The organism is Methylomonas koyamae (genome assembly GCF_001644025.1).
Lineage (GTDB): Bacteria > Pseudomonadota > Gammaproteobacteria > Methylococcales > Methylomonadaceae > Methylomonas > Methylomonas koyamae_A.
In genome coordinates this window covers 22,231-38,460 of sequence record NZ_LUUK01000178.1, presented here as the reverse complement: position 1 = coordinate 38,460, position 16,230 = coordinate 22,231, and the positions used below count along the sequence as shown (strand labels likewise).

At 56.7% G+C, this 16,230-nt stretch carries 17 protein-coding genes; all 17 read left to right on the top strand.

What is annotated here, in order from left to right; genetic code table 11:
- Positions 1–115 precede the first annotated feature (115 nt).
- The 17 genes from A1355_RS15235 (at position 116) to A1355_RS15155 (ending at position 16,228) form a co-directional block, all read left to right on the top strand.
- Positions 116–1,228 carry an ABC transporter permease gene (locus A1355_RS15235; RefSeq protein WP_064029666.1) on the top strand — a complete coding sequence of 371 codons (1,113 nt, stop codon included), beginning with the start codon at positions 116–118 and terminating at the stop codon, positions 1,226–1,228.
- 319 nt (positions 1,229–1,547) lie between these two features.
- A complete protein-coding gene (locus tag A1355_RS15230) occupies positions 1,548–2,012 on the top strand; it encodes a hypothetical protein (RefSeq protein ID WP_064029664.1) in 465 nt (154 codons plus the stop codon).
- Between the two features lie 127 nt (positions 2,013–2,139).
- Positions 2,140–2,616, top strand: a complete 477-nt coding sequence (locus A1355_RS15225) for a HEPN domain-containing protein (protein WP_064029661.1) — start codon at positions 2,140–2,142, stop codon at positions 2,614–2,616.
- Between the two features lie 353 nt (positions 2,617–2,969).
- Positions 2,970–5,117 carry a type I secretion system permease/ATPase gene (locus A1355_RS15220; RefSeq protein WP_064029659.1) on the top strand — a complete coding sequence of 716 codons (2,148 nt, stop codon included), beginning with the start codon at positions 2,970–2,972 and terminating at the stop codon, positions 5,115–5,117.
- Positions 5,114–6,472 (top strand): HlyD family type I secretion periplasmic adaptor subunit, encoded by a 1,359-nt coding sequence (locus A1355_RS15215; protein ID WP_064029657.1) that lies wholly within the window; start codon positions 5,114–5,116, stop codon positions 6,470–6,472. The genes A1355_RS15220 and A1355_RS15215 overlap by 4 nt, the downstream gene beginning before the upstream one ends.
- Before the next feature lie 17 nt (positions 6,473–6,489).
- Positions 6,490–7,131 carry a response regulator transcription factor gene (locus A1355_RS15210; protein ID WP_064029655.1) on the top strand — a complete coding sequence of 214 codons (642 nt, stop codon included), beginning with the start codon at positions 6,490–6,492 and terminating at the stop codon, positions 7,129–7,131.
- A gap of 2 nt (positions 7,132–7,133) precedes the next feature.
- On the top strand, positions 7,134–8,462 hold the full coding sequence (locus A1355_RS15205; protein ID WP_064029653.1) for a TolC family outer membrane protein: 1,329 nt from the start codon (positions 7,134–7,136) through the stop codon (positions 8,460–8,462).
- Between the two features lie 887 nt (positions 8,463–9,349).
- Positions 9,350–10,792 carry a nitrogenase iron-molybdenum cofactor biosynthesis protein NifE gene (gene nifE, locus A1355_RS15200; protein WP_064029651.1) on the top strand — a complete coding sequence of 481 codons (1,443 nt, stop codon included), beginning with the start codon at positions 9,350–9,352 and terminating at the stop codon, positions 10,790–10,792.
- Between the two features lie 47 nt (positions 10,793–10,839).
- Positions 10,840–12,237, top strand: coding sequence for a nitrogenase iron-molybdenum cofactor biosynthesis protein NifN (nifN, locus tag A1355_RS15195; RefSeq protein WP_064029649.1), 1,398 nt, complete (start codon positions 10,840–10,842; stop codon positions 12,235–12,237).
- A gap of 44 nt (positions 12,238–12,281) precedes the next feature.
- Entirely contained in the window at positions 12,282–12,713 is a 432-nt protein-coding gene (nifX, locus tag A1355_RS15190; RefSeq protein ID WP_082885565.1) for a nitrogen fixation protein NifX, read from the top strand.
- A gap of 66 nt (positions 12,714–12,779) precedes the next feature.
- A complete protein-coding gene (locus A1355_RS15185; RefSeq protein WP_064029646.1) occupies positions 12,780–13,253 on the top strand; it encodes a NifX-associated nitrogen fixation protein in 474 nt (157 codons plus the stop codon).
- 9 nt (positions 13,254–13,262) lie between these two features.
- On the top strand, positions 13,263–13,472 hold the full coding sequence (locus tag A1355_RS15180) for a CCE_0567 family metalloprotein (protein ID WP_064029644.1): 210 nt from the start codon (positions 13,263–13,265) through the stop codon (positions 13,470–13,472).
- Positions 13,473–13,489: 17 nt separating this feature from the next.
- Entirely contained in the window at positions 13,490–13,795 is a 306-nt protein-coding gene (gene fdxB / locus A1355_RS15175) for a ferredoxin III, nif-specific (protein WP_064029672.1), read from the top strand.
- A 250-nt stretch (positions 13,796–14,045) separates the two neighbouring features.
- A complete protein-coding gene (locus A1355_RS15170) occupies positions 14,046–14,369 on the top strand; it encodes a (2Fe-2S) ferredoxin domain-containing protein (RefSeq protein WP_064029642.1) in 324 nt (107 codons plus the stop codon).
- A 3-nt stretch (positions 14,370–14,372) separates the two neighbouring features.
- On the top strand, positions 14,373–14,879 hold the full coding sequence (locus A1355_RS15165) for a hypothetical protein (protein ID WP_064029640.1): 507 nt from the start codon (positions 14,373–14,375) through the stop codon (positions 14,877–14,879).
- Positions 14,876–15,256, top strand: coding sequence for a hypothetical protein (locus tag A1355_RS15160; protein ID WP_064029638.1), 381 nt, complete (start codon positions 14,876–14,878; stop codon positions 15,254–15,256). Before A1355_RS15165 ends, A1355_RS15160 begins: the two co-directional genes overlap by 4 nt.
- A 9-nt stretch (positions 15,257–15,265) precedes the next feature.
- The gene (locus A1355_RS15155) at positions 15,266–16,228 is read left to right on the top strand and encodes a DUF364 domain-containing protein (RefSeq protein ID WP_064029636.1); all 963 of its coding nucleotides are present in this window, start codon (positions 15,266–15,268) and stop codon (positions 16,226–16,228) included.
- Positions 16,229–16,230 lie beyond the last annotated feature (2 nt).

Sequence of the window (16,230 nt, the reverse complement as noted above, 5' to 3'; positions counted from 1 at the left end):
TCTGGCCGGCAACGTCTGGGAAGTCGTCGTCCCCAACGCGCTGGCGCTGGCCTTGATGGCGGCACTGTTCATGGCGCTGGCTTGGTGGCGGGCGCCGCGCCGCTTGGAGTGAACGATGTTTTGGCGGATTTACGCAATGCTGGTCAAGGAGTTCCTCGATCTGGTCAAGGACAAGAAAAGTCGTTTCGTGCTGATCGCGCCGCCCATCGTGCAATTGTTCGTGTTCGGCTACGCCGCCACTTACGATCTCAACCAAGTGCCGATCGCGGTGTACAACGAAGACGCCGGCATCGCCTCGCGCGAGTTGATCGCTCGCTTCGGCGGCGCGCCGGCGTTTCGGGAGGCGCGGCGCTTGCGGCGCGAGGCCGAAGTCGCCGAAGTGCTGGATACCAAGCAAGTATTGCTGGTGTTGCATATCGGTCGGCATTTCAGCCGCGACCTGCTGAGCGGCCGCCAACCGGCCGACGTGCAAATCCTGCTGGACGGCCGTGATTCGAATACCGCCCAAATCGCCCAAGGCTACGCGCAAACGGTGATCGCCGATTTCAACATCGCCTGGGCCAGGGACCACGGTTTGCCGCTGCCGGCCGCGGAGTTGCGGACCCGAGCCTGGTTCAATCCCAACCTGGAAAGCCGTTGGTTTATCGTGCCGGGCATCGTCGGTTTGCTGACCTTGGTGGTAACGATGTTGGTGACTTCGCTGTCGGTGGCGCGCGAGCGCGAGCAGGGGACCTTCGACCAGTTATTGGTGACGCCGCTGACGCCGAGGGAAATCGTGGTCGGCAAGGCCGTGCCGGGCTTCTTGATCGGCGTGTTCGAGGCCACTTTCAGCATCGTCATGGTGGTGCTGTGGTTCCGGGTGCCGCTGCTGGGCAGTTTGACGGCCTTGTATATCGGCATCGTGTTCTACGTGTTTGCGATCGTCGGGGTCGGCCTGATGATTTCCTCGCTGTCGACGACTCAGCAGCAAGGCTTGCTGGGCGGCTTTCTAGTCATCGTTCCGGCGGTGATCCTGTCCGGCTATGCCACGCCGATCGCCAACATGCCGGAAGCCGTGCAAACCCTGACCTTGCTCAATCCGCTACGCTACTTTCTGGTCATCGTCCGCGGGGTATTCCTGCAAGGCCTGGACAGCCCGGCGCTGCTGCATCAATACTGGCCGATGGCCTTGATCGGCTTGGCCTCGCTAAGCTGCGCGGGTTGGTTGTTCCGCAAGCGGATGTATTGAGGGGGCGTCTGATCGTTTAAACCTGGCCTTGGCATTGAATGGGGTGCCTGGCGAGTACTTGAAGTTTGAATAAGGAACAGGATTGTAGCCGTTGATGTTTTCGAATAACCAATAGCGCTCGGTGAATGGGAGTCTAGTGTTGACAGTTAATAACTGTAATCGACCCTAAGCAGGTCAATGACGATGAAATTGAATAGACAAAAAATGCAGATAAGCTGCCTTCAATTGTGAAATTAGCTTGCCAAATCGCTCGTTTCGAAGTCAACATTCCTCCGATTATGCTATCGCTAATCGGAGCTCGATTAATTAGAGGTTCACCATGGCACGACGGAAGGAGCTCAAAAACATCGCATCCGGGTTATATGGTTCGTTCATAAGCCGCAACAACGATGTAGGTGGCTATTGGGGTATTGGAAAACTTTGTCTTCTTGCGCAACAGAGTGGTGTTCAAATAGTTCGCCTTGATCTCCTTACGAAATCAATATTCCCAGCAAGTTCAGAGTTTTCAAAACTGGTTTCCGGCTACAGCTCAATCCTAAATAAGCATCTTTCTGCGAAGGGCATTCCGGAAAACTGGTTAGCCTCCGCGACCATTGAGCTCGATTTCAAGCCTGAGCACCCTTCCGGAAAGCACATTCCAATTGCAACGTGGGGTAGTCTATTCAAGCTTGTGGTGAACATTTCAGACGACATGAAGAAAAATCATACTGTTTCTGGCTACAGTTTTTGCTGGCCACATAATCCGAGAAAGGAAGCCAAAAGTGCAGGTACGGAACGCTTCTAATTCTGCGCCCAACCTCGCTCCTTTCAGTTGCTGGATGCAGCGGGATAAAGCTGCGCAGAGCCGGTTAGCTCCACTACATGGTATCCCTATCTATGCAAGGACTTTGTTTGTCGTTTAGGCGATACGGATGACTGATGAAAAATGCACGTTTCACTTAGCCTCATTTAGAGTGCCGTCGAAAAATCCGGACTCCGACGCCTTAGATGACATGGTCGCTAGGGCAAACCAGTTTAGGGACGCGTCGATTAGGTGCTTTAACTCAACCGTTCCAATTGCTGAGCAGAACCAGCTGTTAGTGTTTCCCCATGTCGTTTGTGGGTGTTTTGCTTGTGAAATGTATCTGAAATTTCTGTTAAAGAAGGATGGCAAAAAAGCTCCAAGAAATCACTCTCTGATCGAATTATGGGCTATGCAGTCAGACATAATTAAAAATGGATTTCAAGCTAAGTATATAACAACAAACATCGATGATTTAATAAGATCCATATCCGATCATTTTATTAAAATCAGGTATAACCACGAGATGCAAATGGAGACCGTTCATTTTGGTGAAGATAAACTTGCCATGATTCTTCCGTACCTCTCTGATGTTTGTAATAAATAAAGATGCAAAATGGGCCTAATTTAGGTGGTGCAGACGGAGCTCGCAATAAAACGCGTAGTCCAAAAACGGGGTCAGGTCTTGCAATAGAGCCTCCCTCAGTTAATATGAAATGCTGGTAATCATTGAATTACGGTTACTGATCGTCAGAATTCAGTCGTTCGCAACTCCATGTCTCTGGCGCCGGTGTGCTTTTCGGTGCTTTCCACTAGCGGCCTGCCGGCGTCAAGCTTGCTACCTATCAGAGACCATTACGCCCCAGCGACTGGCGATTTTCTCCGCCGCGCGCCAACTAGCCTATAATTGCCGATCAAACCGTCGATACCGTCACTTATTCAATCATTTTCCCCGCCTTCATGCTCGACCACCTAACGATAGCCGGAACCCAGGACACCGGTTTCGACGATCCGTTGCTGGCCGCCTTATTGACAGTTTGCCAGCACCTGCATATTTCGCAAACCCCGGCGGCGTTGACCGCGGGACTCCCCTTGGTCGATCACAAACTGACGCCGGCGCTGTTCGGGCGGGCCGCCGAGCGGGCCGGCATGTCGGCCCGCTTGCTGCGCCGGCCTCTGGCCGACATTCCGGCCTTGAGTCTGCCGGCGGTGCTGTTGCTCCGCGACGGCCACGCCTGCGTGCTGATCGGTAAGGATGGGGAGAGCTGTCGAATCGCCGTTTCGGAAACCGGCGGCGAGAAGACGCTGCCCAGCGCCGAACTGGAGAATCTGTATGCCGGCCGGGCTTTCTTCGTTCGAGTCAATCACCGCTTCGATGCCAGAACCGCCGATCTCGGCGCGGCGCGGACCGGCCATTGGATACGCAATGTGGTCTACGCCGCATGGCCGATCTACGCCGAGGTGTTGGCCGCGTCGTTGCTGATCAATTTGTTCGCGTTGGCGGCGCCGTTGTTCTTCATGAACGTCTACGACCGGGTGGTGCCGAATCACGCGCTGGAAACGCTATGGGTGCTGGCGCTCGGGGTGTTGATCGTGTTCGGCTTCGAGTTGGCGATGAAGCTGTTGCGCGGCTACTTTATAGACGCCGCCGGTAAGCGCGCCGACATCGTCTTGTCGGCCGGCATCTTCGAAAAATTGCTGAACATCCGGCTGGAAGCTCGCCCGGCCTCGGCCGGCGCATTCGCTAACCGCTTGCACGAATTCGAGGCCTTCCGCGAGTTTTTGACCTCGGCCACCTTGGTGACCTTGGTCGATCTGCCGTTTTTGCTGCTGTTCGTATTGATTGTGTACAGCATTGCCGGCCCACTAGCCTGGATTCCGTTGGCGATATTGCCGCTGGCGGTATTGGCCGGCATCGCCTTGCAGGCGCCGTTGCGGCAAACCGTCGATACGATGTTTCGCTACGCCGCGGAGAACCAGGCGACCTTGATCGAAGCCCTGACTAATTTGGAAAACGTTAAAACCACCGGCGCGGCCAGCCAGTTGCAACGGCGCTGGGAAAACAATATCGGTGAGCTGGCGAGGCTGGGACTTAAATCCCGTTTGTACACCAGTCTGACCGTCAATCTGACCGCGTTCTTTCAACAACTGGCGGCGGTGCTGCTGGTCGTGGCCGGCGTGTACCGGATCGGCGACGGCGAGTTGACCACCGGCGGTTTGGTGGCATGCACGATGCTGGCCGGCCGGGCCTTGGCGCCGGTCGGCCAGGTCGCGGCCTTGCTGACCCGCTATCATCAGGCGCGGATGGCCCTGGGCTCGGTGCGGCGGATGATGGAGCTGCCGGTGGAACGCGAGGCCGGTAAGGATTATATGCACCGGCCGCGTCTGGCCGGCGAGGTCGAGTTTCGCGGGGTCGGCTTCAGCTATCCCGGCCAGCCGGTACCCGCCTTGGATAATGTGTCGTTCAAGATTCGGGCCGGCGAGCGGGTCGGCGTGATCGGCCGGATAGGCTCCGGCAAAAGTACGCTGGAGAAATTGATTCTGGCGCTGTACCAGCCGCAACAAGGCGCGATTTTGTTGGACGGTTGCGATAGCCGCCAACTTGATCCGGCCGAATTGCGTCGCCAAATCGGCTACGTGCCGCAGGATAACGCGTTGATGTTCGGCAGCGTGCGCGACAACATCGTATTCGGCGCCGGGTACGTCGACGACGCGGCGATGCTGCGGGCGGCGGAGTTGGCCGGCGTCGCGCAGTTTACCGCCCGCCATCCACTCGGTTTCGACATGCCGGTCGGCGAGCGCGGCGCCGGCTTGTCGGGCGGCCAACGCCAAAGCATCGTGCTGGCCAGGGCCTTGCTGTTGCAGCCGGCGCTGTTGGTGCTGGACGAGCCGACCAACGCGATGGACAACAGCAGCGAGGAAGCCTTCAAGCAGCGCTTCGCGGCGCAATTGTCCGATCAGACCCTGATCCTAGTGACCCACAAAGCTTCGCTGTTGAGTCTGGTGGACCGGGTCATCGTCATGGACGGCGGTCACATTGTCGCCGACGGTCCGAAAGATCATGTGTTGGAAGCCTTGCGGCAAGGCCAGATCAAGGTGGCCGGATGAAAAAAACTTTGGGTGCTTGGCTGGCCGACTACCGCTATCGCAGCGAGGACCGCCGCGATTTCGACATCGCCGACGGCAGCGCGCTGTACGAATTGCCGATCCAAAGTCATTTGATTTTGCTGACCACGCTGGTCTTCGTGGTCGTGGCGCTGGTCTGGGCCAATTTCGCGACGCTGGATGAAGTGACGCGCGGTCAAGGCAAGACGATACCGTCCAGCCAGATCCAGGTCGTACAAAATCTGGAAGGCGGCATCGTCTCGGAAATCCTGGTGCGCGAGGGGGATAGCGTCGAAAAAGATCAAGTCTTGCTGCAACTGGACCGGGTGCGTTTTGCCTCGTCGTTTCAGGAAGCCAAGCTTAAGTATTACGAGCTGCTGGCCAATACCGCCCGCTTGAACGCCGAAATCAACGGCGGCGCGTTGCAATTGCCGGACGAAGTGGTCAAGCAGGCGCCCCAGATTGCCGACAATGTCCGGCAGTTGCTGGCTTCCCGCCAACACGAACTGAAATCGAACACCGATATTCTCAGCGAGCAGATTCGCCAGCGCGAACAGGAAATCGTCGAGTTGCAGTCCAAGAGCGAACAACTCGGACGCAGCTATAAAATGCTGCAGGACGAAGTGAAAATGTCCGAACCGCTGGTGGCCGACGGCGCGATGTCGCAAGTCGAATTGTTGCGGCTGCAGCGGGCCGCCAACGATTTGCACGGCGAATTGAACTCGGCCAATCTGGCGATGCCGCGCGCGCGTTCGGCGCTGGACGAAGCCCGCAATAAACTTTCCGAAATCAAGGCGCGCTTTCGGACCGAGGCCTTGAAGGAATTGAACGAGACCAAGGCCGAATTGGATCGCACCAGCGCTTCCGCCGTTGCGCTGGAAGACCGGGTCAGCCGGACGCGGGTGTTGTCGCCGGTCAAGGGCACCGTCAAGCGCATCAAGATCAATACGGTCGGCGGCGTAATTCAGCCGGGTATGGATTTGTTGGAAATCGTGCCGGTCGAGGATCAGTTGCTGATCGAGGCCAAAATCCGCCCGGCCGACATCGCTTTTCTTCACCCCGGACAGCAAGCTGTGGTAAAACTAACCGCGTACGACTATTCGATATACGGCGGTTTGGACGCAGTGTTGGAGCATATTAGCGCCGACAGTATTCCCGGCGAAAAAAAGGATGAGGACAGCTATTACCTGATCCGCCTGCGCACCGCCACGAACACTTTGCAAAACCGAGGGGAACGCTTGCAGATCATTGCCGGCATGACCGCCGAGGTCGATATATTGACCGGCAAGAAAACCGTGCTCGAATACCTGATGAAGCCGATATTCAAGGCCAGGGATAGGGCGTTGAGAGAACGATAATTACAAACGGCATATCCGTGGCTAACCTATTGATTTGTTCTAATAATCCCCAGTTGACCGCGCAATGGAACCACGCGTTGATTTCGGAATACACGGTCAGTATGTTGCACAATCCCAAGACCGAATTCACCGCCGACGCGGTCATTCTGGACGCTAAGAAGCTGGACGACGATGCCAGTCTGATGGCGTTGTTTTCCAACCGCCATACCCGTTTTCTAGTGATGGGCTGCGATTGGCCGGATAGCCGGCAAATCGAAGTGTTGATCAACGGCGCGGCCGGTTACTGCGATCAATCCGAATCCGCCGAATTATTGAAGCGGGCCGTCGCCTGCATTCTGGACGGCGACATCTGGATACGCCGCGCCCTGGTCCCCAAGGTGATCGGGGCGTTGACCCGCGCCAGACAAACTCAAACCGTGAAAAATCGTTACGACGCCGAGCAGAAACTGCAGCAGATCGCCGGCTTGTCGGCGCGCGAGCTCGAAGTCGCCAATCTGATCCGCCAGGGCGAAAACAATAAACGTATCGCGCTGGCGCTGAATATTTCAGAGCGCACAGTCAAGGCGCATTTATCGTCGATATTCCGCAAATTGGGTGTCGACGATCGCTTGCATCTGGCCATATTGTTAAAAGAAACCGACCAATATCAAAGAGGATAGGCATGAAATCGACGACCGGATGGGGTGTAAGCATCGCGATACAACTAGCGTTTGCGACCGACGGCTACGCGGTAACGTTACAGGATTCGATCCAGAAAGTGCTGGACGACAACCCGAAGATCCAGGCGGCCAAATCCGAACGCCGGGCGGTCGAGGAAGAAATCGGCCAAGCCAAGGCCGGTTACTTTCCGACCGTGGACGCCACGGCCGGCATCGGTTGGGAAGAGTCGAACAATCCGACCACCCGTACCCGAGGCGACGGCTCGGTGTTTTATCATCGCGAGGAAGGCGCCATCCAGGTCCGGCAAATGTTGTTCGACGGTCTGGCTACTCCCAACGAAGTCGAGCGCCAGGAAAAACGTACCGATTCGCGCGCCTACACCGTGTTCGGCCAGTCCGAGATCACCGCGCTGGACGGCGTCGAAGCCTACCTGAAAGTGTTGCGCCGTCAGGAGTTGCTGAATCTAGCCAAGGACAACCTGCAACTGCATTTGCGCACCAACGAGCAAATCAAATTGCGTAGCGAGCGCGGCGTCGGCAAGCGGGCCGACGTCGATCAATCGATGGGCCGGGTGGCTTTGGCCGAGAAGAACGTCTGGTCCGAGACCGGTAACCTGAAAGACGCCGAAACCGGCTTTCAACGGGTGATCGGCATCTTGCCGGACACGGTCGAACCGGTCGCCGCGCCGACCGCCGCGTTGCCGGCGACGATGGAACAAGCCATCGACGAAGCGCTGGCCGACCATCCGATTCTGAAGTCGGCGAATTCGGACGTGGAATCGGCCTTCGCCCAGCACGAAACCGCCAAGGCACCGTACTTTCCGCGTTTCGATATCGAAACCGGCGTCAGTCACAACTATAACCTAGACGGTATCCGCGGCACCAACTCGGACATGACCGCGATGCTGCGGATGCGCTACAACCTGTTCAACGGCGGCAAGGACATCGCCCGCCGCGAGCAGACCGCACAATTGATCAATCAGGCCAAGGACATCCGCGACAACACCCATCGCCAAGTGGTCGAAAGTATGCGTTTGTCCTGGGTGGCTTACCAGACCGTGAAAAGCCAGATGGAGTTCTACAAACAACACGCAGACTCGGCCGAAAAAACCATCACCGCCTACCAACAGCAGTTCAATATCGGTCAGCGCACCTTGTTGGACTTGCTGGATACCTACAACGAGATGTACGTTGCCAAGAGCTCGTTGATTAACGCCAAATACGACGAGTTATTCTCGCAGTACCGAATTTTGGCGAGCAAGGGCCAATTGAATAAGCATTTGGGTACCAAATTGCCGGAAGAGATTCAGCCCATCAGTTCGGCGGATTAGAGAACGCGATGCGCGGGTTTCTAGAGTTGGCGACATATAGATGATGCGGATACATGTCGATCGATGATAGGTTGAAGTCCATAGCTGGTTAATAGCTTGTAGAGGGGCGCAATCCTAACCGTGTAGCGATGCCGGCCCTTTAATAGTAGTTCTGAAAGATCCGCATCAGTTTGGGCATTCCGATAGCAGTCGCCCTATCGGATCGCCAAACACACGGTTTTCAACAATGCGTGGGCGACGGCGAAGATAGTGCGCTTTCGCCCGTGTCGAATCAATAGTGATCTCCTGAAAAAAGTTGTTTTGAATCATTGCGATAAATGGTTGCGGCTTTTTACGTCATCGGTTCCTGAGTGTTCCAGCGTGAACAGCGCAGTCGAAAGCCTTTTGCTCAGGACCAATAGCCGATACAGCGCTGTTGGATCTTGACGACGCTGTTCCGTATCTCCGTACCAATACTTAGCAAGACGACAACGACCAGTCCGATGTCGAGCGGCCGGTCGGAGAGGTTTTCGAACCGAACATGAGCAAGTTCAATGCTTCGCGCCGCCGTTGCCTATTTTTCAACATTTAACGGGCTGTCCGAGTTGGTAAGCGTCGAATCGAGTAGGGGCGCAAAAGCCATGGACTTCAATAGGCCGGTCGCATTGGATAGCGCGGGTAGCGTTAAGCGTTAGAGTTAGCGAGAGGCTGGCGGCTACGGGGCGTTCGACAAAGTCCGGCCGAATCGCCGGGCGGAACGACCGATTATCCGACAAATGTTTGTCGCCCACGCTTAGTGGTTTGTCGGTTTTCCTACAAAAAGCTTGTCCGGGAATCGCTGGAAAATCATCGGGTTATTGCTTGGCACGCCGGTTGCAAGTTGATAAGCAAAAACTTGGGGTCGTGTCATGAAAACGAATAAAGACATTGCGGAATTATTGGACGAACCGGCTTGCGAACACAACAAGAAGGAGAAATCCGGTTGCGCCAAGCCTAAACCCGGCTCCGCCGCGGGCGGTTGTGCGTTTGACGGTGCCCAGATTGCGTTGTTGCCTATCGCCGATGTCGCCCATATTGTCCACGGGCCGATTGCCTGCGCCGGCAGCTCTTGGGATAACCGCGGGACCCGGTCGTCGGGGCCGGACTTATACCGGATCGGCATGACCACCGATTTGACCGAACAGGATATCGTGATGGGCCGCAGCGAAAAGCGGCTGTTCCACGCGATCAAGCAGGCCATCGAGACCTACAATCCACCGGCGGTGTTCGTCTACAACACCTGCGTTCCGGCCTTGGTCGGCGACGACATCAACGCGACCTGCAAGGAAGCCGCCGAGCGGTGGGGCGTGCCGGTGGTACCTATCGATAGCGCCGGTTTCTACGGCACTAAAAACCTGGGCAACCGGATTGCCGCCGATGCGATGCTGAACCATGTGGTCGGCACGCGCGATCCCGATCCGTTGCCGCCGGGTACCGAGCGGCCCGGTATCAAGGTTCACGACGTCAATCTGGTCGGCGAATACAACATCGCCGGCGAATTCTGGCATGTACTGCCCTTGCTGGACGAACTGGGCTTGCGGGTGCTGTGCACCTTGTCCGGCGACGCCCGCTTCCGCGAGGTGCAAACCATGCACAAAGCCGAAGTCAACATGATGGTCTGCTCGAAAGCGATGCTGAACGTGGCCCGTCGTATGGAAAAAGATTACAAAACCCCGTGGTTCGAAGGCAGCTTCTACGGCATTACCGATACCAGCCAGTCCTTGCGCGATTTTGCCAAGGTCATCGACGATCCGGATTTGACCGAACGCACCGAGGCGCTGATTGCCCGCGAAGAGGCTCGAATCCGCGCGGCGCTGGCGCCGTGGCGCGAGCGTTTGAAAGGCAAGCGGGTGCTATTGTTTACCGGCGGGGTCAAGAGCTGGTCGGTGATTTCGGCCTTGCAGGATTTGGGGATGGTCGTGGTCGCGACCGGTACCAAAAAGTCCACCGAGGAGGACAAGGCGCGCATCCGCGAACTGATGGGCGAGGATACGCTGATGATCGAGGACGGTAGCCCGAAAGCGCTGTTGAAGGTCGTTCACGATTACAAGGCCGATATTCTGATCGCCGGTGGCCGCAATATGTACACCGCGTTGAAAGCCAAAATCCCGTTCCTGGATATCAACCAAGAGCGCGAATTCGGTTATGCCGGTTACGAAGGCATGCTGGAATTGGTTCGCCAGTTGGCGCTGACGTTGGAAAGCCCGGTTTGGGAGTCGGTCAGGGCGCCGATGCCCTGGCGCGTCGGCGCTCTCGCCAAGCCCGTTACCAGCGAAACGGTGGAGCCGGCGTTAAAAATTCAGGCGGCTTAGTCCGATTAGACGGTGTGCGATTGACTCAGGCAACTAGGTAGGCGGCGATGGCGGAAATTCTCAAACGTAAGAAAGCACTCTCGGTCAGTCCGTTAAAGGCCAGCGCGCCAACCGGCGGTTCGTTGGCTTGCCTGGGTTTCGACCGAGCGATTCCGATGCTGCACGGTTCGCAAGGCTGTACCGCATTCGCGAAAGTGTTTTTCGTCCGGCATTTTCGCGAACCGATTCCATTGCAAACCACCGCGATGGACCAAGCCAGCTCAGTGCTGGGCGCCGACGAAAACGTCGTCGAAGGTTTGAAAGCCATCGCCGAGAAATCCAATCCGGCCTTGATCGCGGTGTTGACCACCGGTTTGGCCGAAACCCAGGGTTGCGACGTACAGCGCAACGTGCGCGAATTTCGCGCCAAGTATCCGGAGTACGATCACGTTGCCGTCGTCGCGGTCAATACCCCGGATTTCACCGGTTGCGTCGAGACCGGCTATGCCGCGACGATACACGAGATCGTCAATGCACTGGTGCCCGATGCCGAAACGGCGGGTACCAAGCCAGGTAATCGCCGTCGGCAGGTGAACGTGTTGGTCAGCCATATGCTGACGCCCGGCGACCTGGAAGCCCTGCGCGACACGATAGAAATGTTCGGCTTGCGGCCGGTGCTGGTGCCGGATTTATCCGACTCGCTGGACGGCAGCTTGACCGAAGACGAATTTTCGCCGGTGACGATAGGCGGTACGCCGGTGTCGGAACTGGCTACGCTGGGCGAGGCCAAGGCCTCGCTGATCATTGGACCTTCCTTGCATAAAGCCGGCGAGTTGCTGCAAGAAAAAACCGGCGTGCCGAGTTACTTTTTCGAACATTTGTACGGCCTGGAAGCCAACGATGCGCTGATCCTGGCGCTGGCCGAAATCAGCGAACAGCCGGTCCCGCAACGGATAGAACGCCAACGTGCTCAATTGCAGGACGCGATGCTGGATACCCATTTCATGCTGGGCCAGCTCAAGGTGGCGATCGCTGCGGATCCCGATTTGCTGAATGCCTGCGTGCATTTGATCAAGGGCATGGGCGGCGACGTGGTCGCGGCGATCAGCCCGGCTAACGCGGCGATTCTGAGCAAAATGCCGGTTAGCAGCGTCAAGATCGGCGACCTGGAAGATCTGGAGCTGACCGCTAGGGAAAACGGCGCGCAGTTGCTGATCGGCAATTCGCACGCGGTCGATAGCGCGGAACGCCTGGGCGTGCCTATCCTGCGCACCGGCTTTCCGTTGTACGACATCATCGGCGGCTATCAAAAAACCTGGATCGGTTATCGCGGCACGCGCCAAGCTTTGTTCGACTTGGCTAACTTGGTGATCAACTTCGCGCACGAAGAGATCGAAGTCTATCACTCGCCGTATTCGCAAAAACCGGAAAACGAACGCCACGCCTGCTCGCCGTCATGTCACTAGCCCGTCGCATGCAGGTTGTGCATACCCCTGAACAGAGGATGCCCATGGAAACCGCGATTAAAGTCGCCTTTGCCACTACCGATATGGTGCATGTCAACCAGCATTTCGGTTCAGCCCGTTCGTTCGCGGTCTACGCGGTGGACCCCGAGCAATCGGAAATGCTAGAAGCCGCGCAGTTCGGCGAACTGGCCCAGGACGGTAACGAGGATAAGTTGTCGGTCAAGATTCAACTGCTGGACGGCTGCGCGGCCGTCTATTGCCAAGCCATCGGCGCCTCGGCGATCAAGCAAATCATCGCCCAGGGCATACAGCCGATCAAAGTCCATGAAGGCAGCACCATCAAGGATTTGATCGGCGATTTGCAGAACGAAATGAAAGCCGGGCCTTCCGCGTGGCTGACCAAGGCCATCAACGCGCACAAGGGGCCGGATGCCGGCCGCTTCGATGCGATGGAAGACGAAGGCTGGGACGAGTAAGCGCTTTAACGAATCGACAAATTGCGGCGGTTCGCCGCCCTAACCAAAACCACTGGAGAACCCACCATGTCTCAACCCGCACTCGTCGTCGAAGCCGGCGACCCTTTGATGAGCTCTGAAATCGTTGTCGAGATGATCAAACAACTCAGAGCAATGGATACCTACGACACCTACGAAGGTTGGTCCGAGGAAAAAATCATCGATCCGCTGATCATGACCAAGGAGCGCAAACGCGAAGTGCCGGTCATCGGCGATCCCGACGAAATTACGCTGGCGCGCGTCAAGGCGTATTACAACGCCATTTCCTCGCTGGTGGAAAAACGTTGCGGTCTGATGGCGGTACCGGTGATCAATATCACCCACGAAGGCTTCGGCCGGGCGCTGGTGTTGGTCGGCAAACTGATCGCGGTAGACAAAGTGTTGCGCGACGTGCATCGCTTCGGCTTCGGCAGTTTGGAAGAGTTGAACGAAAAAACCGAGAAAGTGTTGGAAAAAGCCGTGGCCTTGATCGAGCAATTCAAAGAAGTGGCGGAAGCTTGAGGTGAAATTATGAGTGACGAAGAGATTAAAGCGCTGGAAAAAGAAGTGAAAAAGACCAAACGCCTGGCCAACGAGGCGGCGTCGGTGTTGCATGATCTGATCGAAGACCGTTTGCCGGATGCTTATGGGGAGTTGATGGGCATTGCCCAAACGACGTACGACGCATGTAAGGCTTGGGACGAAGCCAACAAGAAATTTCAAGCCGCCAGTGGCGGATGAGGCTTGAGGAGAGCGATATGAGCGAATTTGTAACCGGCGTAACCTTTGGCGGCAGCGTTTGGACGCCATCTTACGTGACCGATTTGAACCAACGCGACTGCATCGGTTGCGGCCGTTGCTTCAAGGTGTGCCCACGCGACGTGTTCGATTTGGTGGACCGGGGAGATGTACTGGACGCCGCCGACTTGGAGGACTTCGACGAGGATGACGACAACACGATGGTGATGAGCCTTAAAAATGCCGCCGACTGTATCGGCTGCGAGGCTTGCTCCAAAGTTTGCCCGAAAGCCTGCTTTACCCACGAGCACAAGGCAGCGGCGTGAACGCCGTCCGGCGATTGCGGAGTGTTTAGCGCTCCGCTTTGGTCCTGCCTTTTGATGGCCACTTTTTATCGGCAGGCTTCCGCGCCGCTCAACGCGAAACCGTTGAGCGCAAACGCGATGCAAGCGACCGCCATCCATACAGCTTGGTTGGCGGCTTGAAGCGATCTGCCCGCTTTAAGAAAGGGCGCTCCCTTTCAGCGTCGCGCAAGCGACCCGATTTCTTATTTCAGTTCAAAAAAGGAAAGCTATCATGCCACGTCCCAATAAACACGTTTTCGTCTGTACTCAAGCGCGTCCGCAAGGCCATCCGCGCGGTTCCTGTACCGCCAGCGGTTGTGCCGACGTGATGAACGAATTCATGGCGCAAATTCAAAGCCGCAATTTGTTCGAAAAAATCGGCCTGACCAACACCGGCTGCATGGGGCCTTGCATGCTGGGGCCCAGCGTGCTGGTCTATCCCGAAGGTGTTATGTATGGACGGGTGACCAAGGATGACGTCAAAACCATCATCGAGGAGCATTTGCTGGGTGATAAGCCTGTCGAAAAGCTTATCGTGCCCGCCGAGGTTTGGTAAGCAATGGCCGCGGTCAGCTTTCTTGAAGAGCGGGTGCTGTTCAGCCCGGATGTCCCAGAAGCCGTCAACAAACTGTTGCAGTCGGCGGTGGCGGCCAGCCATGCCGACAAACCGCTGGCCGAGAAGTTTTTTCAGCAGGCCCAGGCCTTGGACGGCACCTGTTTGCAAACCTATTTCGCGTTGTACAAGTTTTATTTTTACCAGGGCCGATTGCAGGAAGCGGAGCGCGAAGCCCGGGCGGCCTTGGCGGAGGCGGCTCGGCAAGGCGGCTTCACGGCGGATTACCGACTGTTGAGCCAGGAAACCGGCAAGCGGGATATGTATGCCAGCGACGTTCACTTGTTCTATCTGTATAGTTTGAAAGCGCTGGCCTTTATCAATCTGCGCCGCCAACAGGATGAGGAGGCGCAACTGATCCTGTCCATAATTCGGGGCTTGGATCCGGAAGACCGCTCCGGTGCGTCGGTAATCATGGACTTGGCGAGCGCAATGTTGGAGGATGCCGCATGAGCGCGGAAAGTTTGTCTGAACACGTTGAAATGCGCCGCGAATTCGGCAAAACCGTGTGCCAACGCATCGCCGCGAATATTGCCAAGCTGGGTTTCCCGGTACAGACTCAGATCGCGTTGCCGGAATACGAAGCCGCCCAATTCAGTCTGGTTAGCGACCCGTTCACGCAAAGCGTGGATTTGGTGGGATATTGGTACGACGCCAATAAGCGCCGGATCGGTCAAATCAAATTTCACGGCGACGGCAGCTTTTATGCCGAGTACGATGTAGTGCAGCCTCACCCGACCAAGAAGCAATGGTTTGTAGAGGCGATCAATGCCTGGGGCAAGCAGGACAACATTAAAACCGAAGCGAAATTGCTAGACGTGCCGCAATAAGGGGGGGCGATGGGCAACCCTAAGTACCTGTACGAGTTGCTGCTGGATCATTGCGGTGGCGACGCGGTGGTCGACGAGTTGATGATAGGTCTGGTTTGGACGCTATGTCGCGGCAGGGGCGATGCGACTACCGGTTTGGCGATGACGCCGGGGCACGCCACCCGGACGTTGAATTGGTCCGGCACCTTATGCGGCAAGCCGATCATCGATCTGGCCGCTTGGATTACCGAGTGGGAGCCGTATAAGGCGACCGTGGCGATGGCGGCGATCAACGCCAGCGTCAACGCCAGACCGCTACCGGATTCGCTGGCATTGGAAGGTCACGCCGAATACGCTAACTTGGCGGTGTTCGATTATTTTCTCCCGCGCCTGAAAGGCAAGAAAGTGGTCGTGATCGGCCGTTACCCTGGTATCGAACGGTATCAGGAGCAGATGCAGTTGACGGTACTGGAGCGCCAGCCGGCCGCCAGCGATTTGCCGGATTCCGCGTGCGAATTTCTGTTGCCGCAGGCCGATTGGGTGTTTTTGACCGCCAGTTCCATCCCGAACAAAACGTTTCCGCGACTGGCGGAGCTGGCTTGCCATGCCACGACGGTGTTAATGGGGCCGACCGTGCCGTGGCTGCCGCAACTGCACGAATTTGGTATCGATTACCTGGCCGGAGCCGAGATCGTCGACCCGGAGGTGCTATACCATACCGCTGCTCAGGGCGGGGGGGTGCGGATTTTCAACAACGGTTTGCGCTATCGGGTGATGGAATTATTGCCGAATCATAGCCTGGTTTGGTTGAAACAGCAGATTGCCGATTGTTTTGACGAGAAAAACCGACTGACGGCGGCAATGGATAGCTGGTACGCTAGCGGCAACCGTTCCCGCTTTCCGGATTACCCGTTGCTGGATCGACTCAATAACCGCCTGTCGCGGCTGGATTCCAGCTATAAAACCTTGTGGGACAGCCAGGCCACCATCTAAGC